This is a genomic window from Methylomonas subterranea (genome assembly GCF_024505185.1).
GTDB lineage: Bacteria > Pseudomonadota > Gammaproteobacteria > Methylococcales > Methylomonadaceae > Methylomonas > Methylomonas subterranea.
Window position 1 is genome coordinate 14989 of the sequence record NZ_JANIBJ010000048.1, and the last position, 14245, is coordinate 29233.

At 51.4% G+C, this 14245-nt stretch carries 13 protein-coding genes; 10 read left to right on the forward strand and 3 right to left on the reverse strand.

Going from position 1 to position 14245, the window contains the following annotated elements:
• The first annotated feature begins 18 nt into the window (after window positions 1–18).
• Window positions 19–2523, forward strand: coding sequence for a 6-hydroxymethylpterin diphosphokinase MptE-like protein (locus NP590_RS18585; RefSeq protein WP_256604185.1), 2505 nt, complete (start codon window positions 19–21; stop codon window positions 2521–2523).
• 164 nt (window positions 2524–2687) lie between these two features.
• On the opposite strand, the gene NP590_RS18590 is transcribed toward NP590_RS18585, so the two are convergent.
• Window positions 2688–3488 carry a cytochrome C assembly family protein gene (locus NP590_RS18590; RefSeq protein ID WP_256604186.1) on the reverse strand — a complete coding sequence of 267 codons (801 nt, stop codon included), beginning with the start codon at window positions 3486–3488 and terminating at the stop codon, window positions 2688–2690.
• Between the two features lie 131 nt (window positions 3489–3619).
• Here NP590_RS18590 and ffh point away from each other — a divergent pair, with 131 nt between their 5' ends.
• From ffh to NP590_RS18635, 9 genes are all read left to right on the forward strand, one after another.
• Complete coding sequence (gene ffh / locus NP590_RS18595) at window positions 3620–4975, forward strand: signal recognition particle protein (protein ID WP_256604188.1); 1356 nt, start codon at window positions 3620–3622, stop codon at window positions 4973–4975.
• An 83-nt stretch (window positions 4976–5058) separates the two neighbouring features.
• A complete protein-coding gene (gene rpsP / locus NP590_RS18600; protein WP_256604190.1) occupies window positions 5059–5310 on the forward strand; it encodes a 30S ribosomal protein S16 in 252 nt (83 codons plus the stop codon).
• 5 nt (window positions 5311–5315) lie between these two features.
• Window positions 5316–5825: a ribosome maturation factor RimM gene (rimM, locus tag NP590_RS18605; RefSeq protein ID WP_256604191.1), complete on the forward strand. Its 510-nt coding sequence runs from the start codon at window positions 5316–5318 to the stop codon at window positions 5823–5825.
• Between the two features lie 6 nt (window positions 5826–5831).
• Entirely contained in the window at window positions 5832–6575 is a 744-nt protein-coding gene (trmD, locus tag NP590_RS18610) for a tRNA (guanosine(37)-N1)-methyltransferase TrmD (RefSeq protein WP_256604192.1), read from the forward strand.
• A gap of 9 nt (window positions 6576–6584) precedes the next feature.
• Window positions 6585–6932 carry a 50S ribosomal protein L19 gene (gene rplS / locus NP590_RS18615; protein WP_256604193.1) on the forward strand — a complete coding sequence of 116 codons (348 nt, stop codon included), beginning with the start codon at window positions 6585–6587 and terminating at the stop codon, window positions 6930–6932.
• Window positions 6933–7024: 92 nt separating this feature from the next.
• Window positions 7025–7531 (forward strand): methylated-DNA--[protein]-cysteine S-methyltransferase, encoded by a 507-nt coding sequence (locus tag NP590_RS18620; protein ID WP_256604194.1) that lies wholly within the window; start codon window positions 7025–7027, stop codon window positions 7529–7531.
• Window positions 7528–8415 carry a site-specific tyrosine recombinase XerD gene (gene xerD, locus NP590_RS18625; protein ID WP_256604195.1) on the forward strand — a complete coding sequence of 296 codons (888 nt, stop codon included), beginning with the start codon at window positions 7528–7530 and terminating at the stop codon, window positions 8413–8415. Before NP590_RS18620 ends, xerD begins: the two co-directional genes overlap by 4 nt.
• A 3-nt stretch (window positions 8416–8418) precedes the next feature.
• Window positions 8419–9195, forward strand: coding sequence for an acyl-ACP--UDP-N-acetylglucosamine O-acyltransferase (gene lpxA / locus NP590_RS18630; RefSeq protein WP_256604196.1), 777 nt, complete (start codon window positions 8419–8421; stop codon window positions 9193–9195).
• A gap of 102 nt (window positions 9196–9297) precedes the next feature.
• The gene (locus NP590_RS18635) at window positions 9298–9705 is read left to right on the forward strand and encodes a hypothetical protein (protein ID WP_256604197.1); all 408 of its coding nucleotides are present in this window, start codon (window positions 9298–9300) and stop codon (window positions 9703–9705) included.
• Window positions 9706–9714: 9 nt separating this feature from the next.
• On the opposite strand, the gene NP590_RS18640 is transcribed toward NP590_RS18635, so the two are convergent.
• Together NP590_RS18640 and NP590_RS18645 are read right to left on the reverse strand one after the other, a co-directional pair.
• Complete coding sequence (locus tag NP590_RS18640; protein WP_256604198.1) at window positions 9715–11853, reverse strand: TonB-dependent receptor plug domain-containing protein; 2139 nt, start codon at window positions 11851–11853, stop codon at window positions 9715–9717.
• Between the two features lie 8 nt (window positions 11854–11861).
• Complete coding sequence (locus NP590_RS18645; protein WP_256604199.1) at window positions 11862–14222, reverse strand: EAL domain-containing protein; 2361 nt, start codon at window positions 14220–14222, stop codon at window positions 11862–11864.
• Window positions 14223–14245 lie beyond the last annotated feature (23 nt).

Below are 14245 nucleotides of genomic sequence, written 5' to 3' on the forward strand. Positions count from 1 at the left end.
AAAATCCAAAATAAAATCATGATCGATAACGATGAATTGGTAAGTTCGCATATTCTGGGGCCGATAACCGTTAACCGGTTTGGCGATCGCTTCCTGTTCAATTTAAATCGTCATGGTTTTGACAAGCTCGGTGCGGAGGCCTTGTTTGAAACCAGGTTTGGCGAGGCCATGTTTAACGAAAACACCTTGCATGTGATTGTCGGAACAGACTCGGGCCTGCTGGTTAAATATTTACGCAATAAAACATTGCCAAGGGGCGCGCGTTATCTGTTTATAGAACCGGAGTCGGTTTTGGCGCAGTTGCACGAACATGGCATGCTTGCGGTAGATGATGAGCGCATCTTATGTATCGGCTTGAAAGATTGGTCCGCCGCCGTTCGGAGTTTTAAGATTTCGGATTATTTCTATATCAATGCGGTGCGTTCTTTCAATGCGTTTTGTGCCCAGGATGACTTTGTCAATGAGTATGCCGAGTTAAGTTGGAGTGTGGTTGACGCCTTGGCGCAATTGAATTGGGATAACAATGCGGCGATTGGTCAAGAGGCATTCATTGACAGGCAAATTAAAAATATTGCCGAAAATAGACTGCCGGCCAAGCTGCTGAAGAATGCCTTTAAAGATCAAACCGTGGTGATTTTGGCGGGGGGGCCGTCGTTGGACGATGCTTTGCCCTGGGTCAAGTTGCATAGGCGTAAATTCATCGTTTTCGCGGTTTCCAGGATTGCCCGGCAATTGTTGGCGGCGGATATTGAGCCGGACTTCGTGTTTTCCGTGGATCCGCACGACATCAGTTTTGATATCAGCAAGGAAATGCTGCGTTTCGGCGGGCGGACGGTATTTATCTGTTCTTATCACACGGTGCCCGATTTGTTGAATCAGTGGCCCGGTCTGATGTTTTATCTTGGGCAGCGCGTGCCTTGGGAGTCGCATCTGAACGTGGCGAATTTCAGCGGCGCCGGGCCGACAGTAACCAATTCGGCGTTGAGTGTGGCCCATGAATTGGGGTTTAAGCGCGTTATTTTGGCCGGGGTCGATTTGTGTTTTACCCGAGACGGATTTACGCACGCCAAGGGAAGCAATGAACAGTTGGCGGGTCCCAAGCTGAATCTGACCTCGTTACAAGTGGAAACCAATGGCGGATTTTTGGCGCCTACCGGTAATGATTTTGCTCAGGCCATTAAAAATTTGAGCTTGCAGGCCAAGAGGATGGTTTTATCGGGCGGCAAGATTATCAACGCTTCCATAAGCGCGGCTAAAATCGATGGGGTCGAATATATTCCCCTGGCAGAAATAAAGCTTGAAGCCGAGGCGGCCGATGCGAGGGAGGTGGTCGAATCCAGGCTGCGCGATTCGTCGCTTGAGCTGAGTTTGGATGTGATTTTGGCGGATTTGCACAAAGCGCGGTTTCATGTTCAAGAGATCCAGCGATTGGCCGAGCAAGCCAGGCAAATAAACGACAGCATGTACAATGCCGAAGGCGTGCTTGAAAACTATAAAGATAAAAGAAAGCTCGATCAAATTGAAAAGAAGTTTAAACGGCAACACCGGCATTTTTCCAAATTGGTGAAAAGATTCGGAATCAGGCAGTTCTTGCAAGTGGTCCGGCCATTTGAAGATGAAGATTGGACTTTTGAAGAAGCCCGGCGCTTGGGTAATCTCTTTTACGATGCATATTTCGAAGGGGCTAAAAAGTTATCTTTGTTGATTGAGGATGCCATGGACAGGGTTATTACCCGTCAGCAGGAGAATGAAGCCGAGCCCGATTTCGAGTTGTTATTCCAACAATGGCGTAAAGACAAAAGCTTCGGTCGGGCCGGGCTCTGGCGCAATAAGCATCCCGAAGTGAAGATTTCCGCACCCGTTGCGGCGGTATTTGAAGAGTTTGAGCGAAAATTTGCAGATATTCTGAACCAGAAAGATACCCGGCACTTAGAAAAAATGAAGCAGGCCAGTAATCTGGCTATTGTAAGGCAGCGCGCTGGCTTGTTATTCAAGCATAAAAAAACGCAAGAGCTGCATAATTTGTTGGCAAGTTTGGATAAACACGAGCAGCAGCAAGCCGCCCAGCCCTATAGGTATTTAATTGATGGTTATTTGGCTGAATTGATGGGGGAGCCGGAGCGGGCTTTAATAGCCTATCAACAAATACTTGAGTGCGGAGATATTTTATTGGAGGATGCCCTGATTCGGGTCGCCAGGATCGGTATCGAGCACGATGATGTCCGGAACGTGCATCTGGCTCTGGATTGCCTCTCTAAATTGAACCCGGTGTTTTTGCCTTATTTTGCCGAAATTCAGCGATTGCAGGGTAACATCCTGGATGCAATCGATACATACGGATCTTATGTGAGTCAGTTTCCCGCCGACACGCTGGTGCAAATTAAATTGGCTATGCTGTATATCGAATGCAAGAGTTATGAAGGCGGCGAAATGATGTTGAATTTTATATTATCGCAAAAGCCCGATTACGCACCGGCCCTGAATCTGAAACAGCAATTGTTGCTTGACAAGGGCGTTAATTAAAATAATTAGACTGGAGTCAATATTCCGCCGGCAATGTTTTGAAATTTGACCGGGCATGTTCCCGGATTGATTGCGCTTCCGGGCAAAGCGACGGCAACAGCGGGCGGTTAGCGCTTAATCAGGGAAACGGATTTCAATCGAAGGTTATTGATCCGATCGTGCGTTTAGACGCGTTTCAGGATAAGTTCCAATACCAGCTTGCTGCCGAAATAAGCCAGCAAAAGCAAACTAAACCCCGCCAACGTCCAGCGGATTGCAGTGTTTCCGCGCCATCCATAGCGTATTCTTCCTATTAACAGGCTTGAAAATATAATCCAGGCGATGATTGAAAGTACCGTCTTGTGTACTAGATGCTGGGCGAACAAATCCTCGATGAAAATAAAGCCGCTCAATAACGAAACGGTCAGGAAAAGAAGTCCCGTGCCTATCATTTGAAACAATAGGGTTTCCATGGCTTGTAGCGGCGGTAGCGCCGTTATCAGGCGTTTAGGGTTGTGGCTGCGTAGTTGTTGGTCTTGTATGGCTAACAGTAAGGCCTGCAATGCGGCAATATTGAGCAGGCTGAATGCGGTGATCGATGACAAAATATGTATTGTCATCCGCCAGTTTTCTGTCGAGATGGGGTGGCTCTTTTCCGGAAAAATGATGTCAAGGCCGAGCAAAATGGCCGCCAGCGGAAAAATGGCGATACCCAGTTTTTCAACAGGTTTGTCCAGTGCCGCAACCAACAGCAACAGGACGATAAACAGCGCCACCAGTGCCGCGGCGTTAAAAAAGCTGAAATTAAAACCGTTAAATTGTTGAAAAATATGAATGGTATAAATGCCGTGCGCCATGGCTCCCAGCCATGCAAATCGAATGGAGTTAAGGTGCCGCGGGTTACCGGAGATTAATTCCCTAAAAATCAGTATTGAGGCAATGCTGTAACTGAAAACCGGAATGATGCCGACCAAAATGCTGTTCATGGTTGTGCTGAAGGAAATAATCAAAAAAGGCGTAGCGAAAGGCTTATGTTAAACTAAGCAACCGGATTGTTCTAACCTGTTTCGAGTTAGTACCTGTCAGCCTCAATCATTAGAAAATCAAAGACGCAGATATGTTTGATAATTTAACCGGCCGCCTGAGCGGCACCCTCAAAAAACTCAAAGGCCAAGGCCGTTTGACCGAGGCAAATATTCAAGACGCCATGCGCGACGTACGCATGGCATTGTTGGAAGCCGACGTGGCGTTGCCGGTGGTGACCGATTTTATCGCTCAGGTTACCGAGCGTGCGCTGGGACAGGAGGTTCAAGCCAGTCTGTCGCCCGGTCAGGCCATGATCAAGGTGGTGCAAGCCGAGTTGATCAAGGTCATGGGGTCGGCCAATGAAGAGTTGAATCTGCGCACTCAGCCGCCGGCCATAGTGTTGATGGCGGGCCTGCAAGGGGCCGGTAAAACCACGACTGTGGCAAAGTTGGGTCGCCACTTAAAGGAAAAGAAAAAGAAAAAAGTCGCTGTGGTGAGTGTTGACGTATATCGTCCGGCCGCCATCAAGCAACTGCAAACCCTGGCGGACGATGTCGGCTTAAAATTCTTTGAAAGCGAGGCGACGGAAAATCCGGTCGACATCGTCAATCGCGCCCTGGACGCGGCTAAGCGTCAATTCGTCGATGTGCTGATAGTCGATACCGCCGGTCGTCTGCATGTCGATGAGGAAATGATGTCCGAGATCAAGGCCCTGCATGCCGCGATCAAGCCGATAGAGACCTTGTTTGTGGTCGACAGCATGACCGGGCAGGATGCCGCCAACACCGCCAAGGCCTTCCATGACGCCTTGCCCCTGACCGGGGTGGTTTTAACCAAGGCCGACGGCGATGCCAGGGGCGGGGCCGCGCTATCGATCCGGCACATAACCGGCAAGCCGATCAAATTTATCGGGGTGGGAGAAAAAACCGACGCCTTGGAGCCGTTTTATCCTGATCGTCTGGCTTCGCGTATCCTGGGCATGGGTGACGTGTTGTCGCTGATCGAGGATATCGAAGACAAGGTAGACAAGAAAAAAGCCGAGCAGCTGGCTAAAAAAATCCAGAAAGGTAAAAGCTTCGATCTCAACGACCTGAAGGAACAGTTGCTGCAGATGCAAAACATGGGTGGTGTCAGTGCCATGCTGGATAAGTTGCCAGGCATGGGAAGCGTGCCGAAGGAAGTTAAAGACAAAGTAAATGACAAGGATTTGGCCAGACAAATCGCGGTCATCAACTCGATGACGCCGCAGGAAAGAAAATTTCCAGATTTGATCAAGGGCAGCCGCAAGCAGCGGATTGCCAATGGCTGCGGCCAGGATTTGCATGACGTCAACCGCATTTTGAAGCAGCACAAAATGATGGAAAAAATGATGAAGAAGTTCAGTAAAGGCAATATCGCCAATATGGTGCGCGGCTTAAAGAGCAATATGCGCGGCATGAGAATGTGAGTTTCGTAATTTGTGCTTTCCTTCTGTGGAAAATCGCGTAGAATAGTTCAATTAAATTTTGATTCAATGTTCAAGGTATTCAAATGGTAAGCATTCGTTTGTCCAGAGGCGGCGCCAAAAATCGCCCTTTTTATCACGTTGTAGTTACTGATAGCAGAAACAGCCGGGATGGCCGTTATATCGAGCGTTTGGGTTTTTTCAATCCCCTGGCGCGCGGCGGCGAGCAAAGATTGGTTCTGGATGCCGAGCGTGTTCAATACTGGCAGTCCAATGGCGCGCAACCATCCGATCGCGTTGCAAAACTGATCAAGGATGCCAGCAAAGCGGCCGCTTAAACAATTTGTCGGGCGGTGATTTTCTGAACGCTGGAGAGATTTCCGGCGTTTTTGGTGTAAAGGGCTTGGTAAAGGTGTTTTCGTTTACCGAACCGCGTGAAAATATCCTGCGTTATTCGCCTTGGATCTTGCGGAAAAACAATCAGACCAAAGAGATCAAGGTTACCGGTGGGCAACGCCAGGGTAATACCGTGGTGGCCGAGCTGGAAGGTATAGCCGATCGCGATGCCGCGCTTGCGCTGATGGGCTGGGAAATATTAATCAGCAAGCAACAATTGCCGAAGCCTAGGCCGGGTGAATATTACTGGGCCGATTTGATTGGGTTAACGGTAAAAACGCAAGAAGGCGTTTATCTGGGCGTGGTCGATCATCTGCTCGAAACCGGCGCCAACGATGTTTTGGTGGTGATAGACGGCGAAACAGAGCGCCTGATTCCGTTTGTGCAGCAGCACACCGTATTGAGTATCGATCTGGATACGGGTTTGATGGTTGTTGACTGGGATCCGGATTTTTAATGCCGAATGCGTTTTGACATCATCAGTCTGTTTCCGGACATGGTAATGGACGCCGCCAAGTACGGCGTTACCGGCAAGGCAATTGAAAACGGTTTGGTCGATCTGGCGGTTTGGAATCCGCGCGATTTTACCCATGACAGGCACAAAACCGTGGATGATCGCCCTTACGGGGGCGGACCGGGGATGGTAATGAAATATCAGCCCTTGTGTGATGCGGTGGCTGCAGCCAAGTCGCAAGTTCAAGCTGAACGGCGACGGGTGGTGTATTTAAGCCCGCAAGGCAGATTGATCTCTCAGCAATTATTGCGGGAAGCCAGTTCATCGGAGCAATTGATTTTGGTTGCCGGTCGCTACGAGGGAATAGATGAGCGCTTTATCGAACAGGTATGCGATGAAGAATGGTCCTTGGGCGATTACGTGATCAGCGGCGGCGAACTGGCGGCACTGATTGTGGTGGATGCGCTGACGCGATTGATTCCCGGCGTGTTGGGCGACGAAGATTCGGCCAAGCAGGATTCGCATTACGACGGCCTGCTGGATTGCCCGCATTATACCCGGCCCGAGCAAGGCGACCTGGGGGGGGTGCCGGAATTGTTGCTGGGTGGTAACCATGCGGAAATCAGGCATTGGCGAATGAAGCAGGCCCTGGGTCGGACTTGGCTGAGACGGCCGGATTTGCTGGAAAAAAAACAATTAACCGCGGAGCAACAAGCTTTGCTGAGTGAATTTAAAACTGAAGTTGATAATTAGGGTGTGGTAATGAGTAAAATTATTGAAGAATTGGAAGCGGCTCAGCTGAAACAAGACGTGCCGGCATTTGGTCCTGGTGACACCGTAGTCGTGCAAGTGCGCGTGGTGGAAGGAGCAAGGGAAAGGTTGCAGGCGTTTGAAGGCATTGTTATTGCCAAACGCAACCGTGGTCTGAATTCCGCATTTACGGTCAGAAAAATTTCTCACGGTGTCGGCGTCGAGCGCGTATTCCAAACTCACAGCCCTTCAGTCGGCAGCATCGAAGTGAAACGCCGTGGCGATGTGCGTCGCGCAAAATTGTATTATTTGCGTGATTTGACCGGTAAAGCCGCAAGGATCAAGGAAAAATTGTCCTGATTCAAGCTTTAAACGGGTTCGTGTAATTGGCGGATCTATCCAAAAAAGGCGGCGGTAAGCTGCCTTTTTTTTGCCTGTAATTTGGTAACGTCATGACCCTACGGATTGATTGGCAAAATGAAGCGGTTGGCGAGCAAACCCGCATGCGCGTTGCAATCCTGGATGTTGAACTGATAGTGAGCCTAATCGGCGATATCATTGTCGAGGCGTCATGGGAAATCCCGTCGGGGAATAATGCGCCTCAAACGGAGTTTGCCAAATCCATGGAAGCTTATTTGCTGAATCCCGATCGCCATCATCTGAATGTGAGGTTGTTGAGGCAAGGCAGCGCTTATAGGCAAAAGATCTGGCGGGCTTTGCTGGCTATTCCCTTGGGAGAGGTGATCAGCTATTCGGCTTTGGCGGAAAAAATGGGCTCCGGGCCGCGGGCCGTGGCGCAGGCCTGTAAAAACAATCCCTATGCGGGCATTATTCCTTGTCATCGGGTGGTGGCGAAAAGCGGGATAGGCGGTTTTATGGGGCAAAGCCGGGGCGACATGATTTTGCTGAAACGACGCTTATTGGAGTATGAGCGTAGGGCGGCGGAGTCGGCCGGATGAGCGGTTCGGCTAAAATCATCGAAGCTTTTTTGAATGCGCTTTGGCTGGAATTCGGGCTTAGCGACAATACCTTGGCGGCTTACGGTAGCGATTTGACGCAGTTCGACAGGTGGCTGGCAAATCAGACCTTGCTGGATGTCAATGAAAGCGATGTTTCGCGGTTTCTGCTTTATCGGCAAAATCAAGGCGGTAGTAGCCGCTCTTCGGCCAGAATGCTGTCCAGTCTGAGGCGTTTTTATGGTCATTGCCTGCGGGAAAAGCAGATCGATAAGGATCCCACCCAGCTAATCGATGCGCCGCATATCGGACGCTTGTTGCCCGATTCATTGTCGGAACAAGAGGTCGAAAGGTTGTTGCAAGCCCCGGAAACCATACACGCTTTGGGCTTTAGGGATAGAACCATGTTGGAATTGTTATATGCCGCCGGCCTCAGGGTTTCGGAGTTGGTGGAGATTACCTTTCAACAAGTCAATTTCCGCCAAGGTTGCATACGCATCACCGGGAAGGGTGAAAAAGAGCGTTTGGTACCAGTGGGCGAGGAAGCGATGGAGTGGTTGGAGACTTATTTGTCCGGAGCAAGGCAGGAGATTATGGGCAAGCGGCAAAGCGATTATGTGTTCGTCACCAGCCGGGCTAGTTGCATGACCAGGCAGGCGTTTTGGCATATCATCAAGCGTTATGCCAAGCAGGCCGGCATAGACAAGCATTTGTCGCCACACACGTTAAGGCACGCATTTGCCACTCACCTGCTGAATCACGGCGCCGATTTAAGGGTAGTGCAGTTGTTGTTGGGCCATTCGGACTTATCGACCACCCAGATATACACCCATATCGCGCAACACCGCCTGAAAGAATTACATTCAAAATATCATCCCAGAGGTTAGATCATGTCGAATTTTATTCATCCTTTAGCTTATGTTGCACCCGATGCTCGGCTGGCCGCCGATGTCAGCGTAGGTCCGTTTGCGGTAATCGAGGATGGCGCAATTATCGGTGCCAAGTGTCAAATCGGCGCTCATGCCATTGTGCACGGACGGGTAAAAATGGGCGAAGGTAATATATTGCACCCGCACGCGGTTTTAGGTGGATTGCCGCAAGACCTGGGTTTCGACCCGCAAACCGAGTCCTGGCTGGAAGTCGGAGACAATAATGCGTTTCGGGAAGGGTTTACCGCGCATCGGGCAACCAAGGCAGGGGGGGCGACCAAAATCGGTTCCGGCTGTTATTTCATGAATAACAGCCATGTCGCCCACGATTGCAGCGTGGGCGACAAAACCATCTTCGCCAACAATGTGGCGATCGGCGGGCACGTCGAGGTCGGTAATAATGTCTTTATGGGTGGAGCTGTTGTGGTGCACCAATTCTGTCGGATCGGTTCTTATGCCATTGTGCAGGGCACCACCGGAATCAATATGGATGTGATTCCCTTCATGTTGATCGGCGGTCGGCCGGCCAAGCATTACAGGCTTAACATCGTGGGATTGAGGCGGGCCGGAATCGTGGGAGAGAATTACAAGGTACTGTCCAATGCCTTCCGCTTATTGAGAAATAAAAAAAGCCTGGATGAATTGCAAAAAACCGCGGAACTGCAATACTTACTCGGCTGGTTGGCGGCGGAGTCGAAACGTGGTCTGCATGGTTTTATCGACGTGGCCAACCACTAATTTTTCAATGCTCTCGCGGTCAAGCCCCTAGCCCGATCAAGAGCGTTGCTTCCTTTCTAAATGAAGTGTCCGCAAGATACTTGAGCTGAGCCTTGAACCGGGATGAAAATTCTAGTAATTGAAAATGCAGGCCGAATTGCCGCCTGTTTAAGTAATCTTGAGGTGGAGCTTGCTTGTCATATTGATGAAACTCAAGCGCTTAAAGCCGCCGAAGAATTTGGGCCGGAATTGGTTTTTCTCGGCTATGCCTTACTGGCTGATCAAACGCCGGATTACATTCGGTCGTTTGCCAATGCGCTGCCGACGGCCAGTTTGATAGTGGTCGGGGAAAATACCAGCGACGAATGCGTGTTGCGCTGCCTGCTTGCGGGTGCCAAGGGCTATCAGGAGTTGCAATCCTTGCCGCATTACAACGCGCGCCTGATTCAGGCCATTGGTCGCGGCGAAGCCTGGGTCAGCAGAAAAATGGTTGCCAGTTTGTTGGATGCCGTCCGCCGGCTGGTGCTGTGATCAGACTCTTTAAAAGTGCAACGAGGCTTCGAAGTAAAAGCTTTGTCCCGCAATGGGCAGGTTGTTGGGATAACTGCTGACTGCCGCCTCCCGTCCGTGGCTGTCAAATAAATTCCGCGCCGAGGCGGTCAAATCGAGATGTCCGAACAAGCGCGTGGCGTTTAGGGTCAGGTCCACGGTTTCGTAATCAGGCAGGGTGCGGGTATCGCCGGGGCTGCTCAAGCGATGACCCACCCAGTTGATTTGGGTTTGAATTTGCCATTTCGGCATAAAGTTCCAGGCCAGGGCGCTATAGACATGATGTTCGGGCACATTGCTGACGCGGCGCTGGTTCTCTTGGTTGCGGGCGTATTGCCAGGCATAATTGCCGCGCAAGCTCCAGTCCGGGAGAAACTTCCAATCCCATTCGAATTCACTGCCATAGGCACTTTGGCCCGCCGTGTTGGTCTCCGTCAGGAAGGCGCCAGGGGTAAACAATTCGCCACCTATCAGATCCTTGATTTCATAATGAAACAGATTCAGGGAAGTTCTCAGGTTTTTGGCGGGCCTATAGTCGAAGGCTAGTTCGGTGGTCTCAATGGTTTCCGGTTTTAGAGACGGATTGCCGATGAACAGCGCGCTGTTTTGCTGATATTGCTCCAGAAAGCTGGGTGCGCGATAAGCCTGCCCATAGAGAATTTTGCCGGTCAATTCCGGGTTGATATCCCAAATCAATGCCGCGCGCGGATTCAGGGTGCCGCCAAAATCCGAGTAATGGTCATAGCGCAAGCCGGTCGTCAAATGCCAGTCCGCGGCTATCTGCCATTCGTCCTGTATGGCCAGGGACCAGATGTCGCGGTGATGGTCGCCGATAAACGTGTACAGCGTGCCGGTCAGGTTTTTTAAGCCCCCAGCAGTGTTGATAATTAGCGGATCCAACGTGGTGCCGTCAAGTACGCCGGCGCCGAAATTGCGCGCTTCACGGGTATTTAGTTCCTCGTAGCGGAAACTGCTGACCATGCGCAAGATGTGATCGGCAAAGCCCTTGTAAATGCCGGTCAATTCGAAAGTGGGGACCGTGTTCTTGATGCCGGTAACAAAACGCATGCCGTCGGGAAACCGGACCAAGCCGCGGATTTGCGCGGGTTGGTTTGTCGCATTGCCAGTGGCGTCTATCGGCAAAATCGAGCCGGGTGGCGTGTTGTAGATATTGGCATTCACATCCGTATGTAAAAAGCTGGCGTGAGCCTGCAATTCCCAGTCCGCAAAGTCGTCTTCGGTCGAGTAGCGTACATCGGCCAGATAATTGCCGCCGTCAAGTTTTCCCCGCGTATCCAGGGCTCCCGCCGCGCCCGCCCGAAAGCCGGCATCGGCTTCATTGAAGGCCCAGAAGCCCAAGTCCCAATGTTTACGTTGCAAATTCAGATGGCCGTTCCAGCGCTCGTTTTGAGTCTGCATGGGGCCGGGCGCCGACGAAAATCCGCTGCCGGTCAACGCATCGGCCTGAATGATGCGGTCGGGGTCCACGCCATTGTGACTGTATTGCAGGCTGGTGGCGATATCCCAGCCCCGCCATTGACCGCCGTATTGGCCCCAACTGCTTTTGGTGTCCGCGTTGCCGCCGCGGGCACCGACGGTTACGCCGTCCAAGTCGGCGGCTTTTTTGGTGACGATATTGATTACGCCGGCAAAAGCGTCGGCACCGTACAGCGCCGAACCCGGGCCACGGATGACTTCGATACGCTGGATATTTTCTACCGGGACTATCATGCCCGCCATATGGGTGCCTTGATAGGGTACCGAAAAGCGGGTGCCGTTCATCAACAGCAACACTTCTGAATTGGTATCGTTACGCATGCCGCGCATGCTGAAATTGTAATCGTTGGTAACGGCCTGAATGGTAACGTGCATGCCGGGCACGGTTTCCAGGATTTCATGCAGTTCGGTGGCGCCCATGGAGGCAATCTGTTCGGCGGTGATGACGCTGGTTACCGCGGCGGAGTGGGACAGGCTCTTCGAGGTGCCGGAAGCAATGCTGACCGAGATGTTGCCGAGTTCCGCCGGGGACAATTTCATCAATTCGTCCATATCGTGTTGGGCGTGGGCCGTGCCGCCCATGACAGCCAGCAACAGACTCTGCATAAACTGTAAATTGGATCGGTATCTCATGCTGATTCTCAAAGCTCTCTTAAAGGTACCGGCTTGGCGATGCCATAGCCTTGCGCGTAATTAACGCCCAATGTTTTCAGTAGTTCCAAAATGTTTTGATTTTCCACGAATTCGGCAATGGTTTTTTTATTCATGACATGGCCGACTTCGTTGATCGCCTTCACCATGGTCCAGTCAATCTTGTCTTCCAGAATGTCTTTTACGAATAAACCGTCGATTTTCAAAAAATCCACCGGCAAATTTTTCAGATAAGCGAAGGAGGACAATCCGCTGCCGAAGTCGTCCAGCGAGAACAAACAGCCTTTTTTGCGCAAGGTATCGATAAACTGCTTGGCGTAGGACAAATTGCTGATCGCCGCCGTTTCCGTGATTTCAAAGCAGATTTTGTAGGTCGGTATTTGCCATTTGCGGAACTGCTTGCTGATGAAATCCAGCATGGTTTCGTCGGACAGCGATAGACCCGACAGATTGACGGAACAAAGCTCCAGGCGCTCGGTAAAGCCCGGTGTAGTGCTGAGATATTCGAACAAATGACTGATGACCCAGCGGTCCAGCGCCGGGGCAATATTGTAGCGTTCGGCCGCCGGCAGAAATGCGCCCGGAGGAATAATGGTGCCGTGTTCATCCCGGTAGCGCAGCAGGGTTTCAAAGTGCAGGCCTTCTTCAATCGGCGAGGTGGGGACTATTAATTGTCCGTACAACTGAAAGCGGTTTTCCTCGATACCCAGGCGTATTTTTTCCACCCATTGCATTTCTCCCTGACGTTCCGCCAGTTCTTCGTCGGTCGAACTGAACACGTGTATCCGGTTGCGGCCCTTTTCCTTGGCGGCATAACAGGCGGCGTCGGCTTCCTTTAAAATGTCCACCGCGTTGCCGCTGGTGCGGTCGATCGGAGCGATGCCGATACTGACGCTGATGCTGAAGCTGCGATTGTCCCAGGCGAACTGAAAATCGCAAATGCTCGAGCGCAATTTTTCGCTGGTCAGCAATGCCTGCTCTATATTGCAATGTGCCATCAGAATGCCGAATTCGTCGCCGCCCAGGCGGGCCAGCACATCGGTTTTACGCACTTGTTGGCGTAATAATTCGCCAAGCTGGCGCAATAATTCGTCGCCCGCCAGATGGCCGCAGGTGTCGTTGACGACTTTGAATTGATCCAGGTCCAGATAGCACATGACGTGAACGCTATTGTCGGCCTGGGCCTCTTCAACCAAGGCCTGTATGTGTTCGTCGAATTGCCTGCGGTTGGTCAGGCCGGTAAGTTCATCGTGGCTGGCCTGATAGGCAATTTTATCCGCGAGGCGGCGGGTTTCGGTGATGTCCTCGCAGACCAATAATACATGCTGCTGATTTTGCGCGGTATCCACCAGCCTGGCCGTTTGTCTGACCCAAATAATGTTGCCGTTTTGGCAAATCAGACGTACTTCCTGCTTTTGCACCTTGTGCGGATTCGCCAGACAGTCCTTGAAAAACAGCCTGCTGCCGGCTATGTCGTCTGGGTGGGTAAAGCTGAAAATCGACATGTCAATGAATTGACTGGCGCCGAGTCCGATTTGTCTGGCGCCGAATTGGTTTACCGACTGGATTTGCCCGTTCAGCCCGAGGTCGAACACCATGGTGGGGTTGTTATCGTACAGGGCTTGGAAGTTGTTTTTTAAGGCTAGCAGGCTATTGTTTTTGCTTTCTATGGTTTCCAGCATGCTGTTGAAGGAATCCACCAGAATGCCGATTTCGTCCTCGCTATGTTTGTTGGCGCGAACCGAATAATCATGGTTGAGACCAATTTTTTGCGCTGTTTTTGCCAGCAAGGTCATGGGCTTGGCTACCCGGTTGAGCAGCGGCATGGTCATTAGAAATGAGCCCACCAAGGCTATAAACAAAACCACCAGGACCAAGCCGACGAATTGCAGTTGTCGGATCAGCGCGCCGCTCAAGTCCGCCTCGATCAGGATTGCGCCTATCTGCTCCTGATCCTGCAGCATGGGTTGGTAAACCTGTAAAGTCAGCTGTTCCACGCGGGTTTGGAGCTGGTCCGATGTCAGCGGGCAGGGGGTAAAATTACCGGCCAATTCGGCAAACAATTGCTGTTGCTTGCCATATACGCAGGCACTCTTGAAGTCGGGCAGTTTGGTCAGTGGCGACAGGTTTTCCCTGGCGAGGACGGGGTCGTCGAACATCACGGCGGCAATGGTGCGATTGGCGATTAAGTTGGCCGCCGCCGAGAAGTCTTCCAGCGCCTTGCGTTTGACCTCGGTGACATTGGTGGCAAATAGAATCATAAAGGCGAACAGCATGGCGAACAGGCTGGAAACCAGCGTAATGGAAAACAGCTTGGATTTAATGGTGAAACGCGAGAACCAGCTATTCATGCTTATCCTCTCCAACCAAGGTC

What these genes read in the sequence shown, in the direction of transcription:
- lpxA (WP_256604196.1), top strand. Translation starts at nt 8,419, where the DNA reads ATGTCGAATTTTATTCATCCTTTAGCTTATGTTGCACCCGATGCTCGG.
- trmD (WP_256604192.1), top strand. Translation starts at nt 5,832, where the DNA reads ATGCGTTTTGACATCATCAGTCTGTTTCCGGACATGGTAATGGACGCC.
- NP590_RS18585 (WP_256604185.1), top strand. Translation starts at nt 19, where the DNA reads ATGATCGATAACGATGAATTGGTAAGTTCGCATATTCTGGGGCCGATA.
- ffh (WP_256604188.1), top strand. Translation starts at nt 3,620, where the DNA reads ATGTTTGATAATTTAACCGGCCGCCTGAGCGGCACCCTCAAAAAACTC.
- NP590_RS18640 (WP_256604198.1), bottom strand. Translation starts at nt 11,853, where the DNA reads ATGAGATACCGATCCAATTTACAGTTTATGCAGAGTCTGTTGCTGGCT.
- NP590_RS18620 (WP_256604194.1), top strand. Translation starts at nt 7,025, where the DNA reads ATGACCCTACGGATTGATTGGCAAAATGAAGCGGTTGGCGAGCAAACC.
- NP590_RS18590 (WP_256604186.1), bottom strand. Translation starts at nt 3,488, where the DNA reads ATGAACAGCATTTTGGTCGGCATCATTCCGGTTTTCAGTTACAGCATT.
- NP590_RS18645 (WP_256604199.1), bottom strand. Translation starts at nt 14,222, where the DNA reads ATGAATAGCTGGTTCTCGCGTTTCACCATTAAATCCAAGCTGTTTTCC.
- NP590_RS18635 (WP_256604197.1), top strand. Translation starts at nt 9,298, where the DNA reads ATGAAAATTCTAGTAATTGAAAATGCAGGCCGAATTGCCGCCTGTTTA.
- rpsP (WP_256604190.1), top strand. Translation starts at nt 5,059, where the DNA reads ATGGTAAGCATTCGTTTGTCCAGAGGCGGCGCCAAAAATCGCCCTTTT.
- rplS (WP_256604193.1), top strand. Translation starts at nt 6,585, where the DNA reads ATGAGTAAAATTATTGAAGAATTGGAAGCGGCTCAGCTGAAACAAGAC.
- xerD (WP_256604195.1), top strand. Translation starts at nt 7,528, where the DNA reads ATGAGCGGTTCGGCTAAAATCATCGAAGCTTTTTTGAATGCGCTTTGG.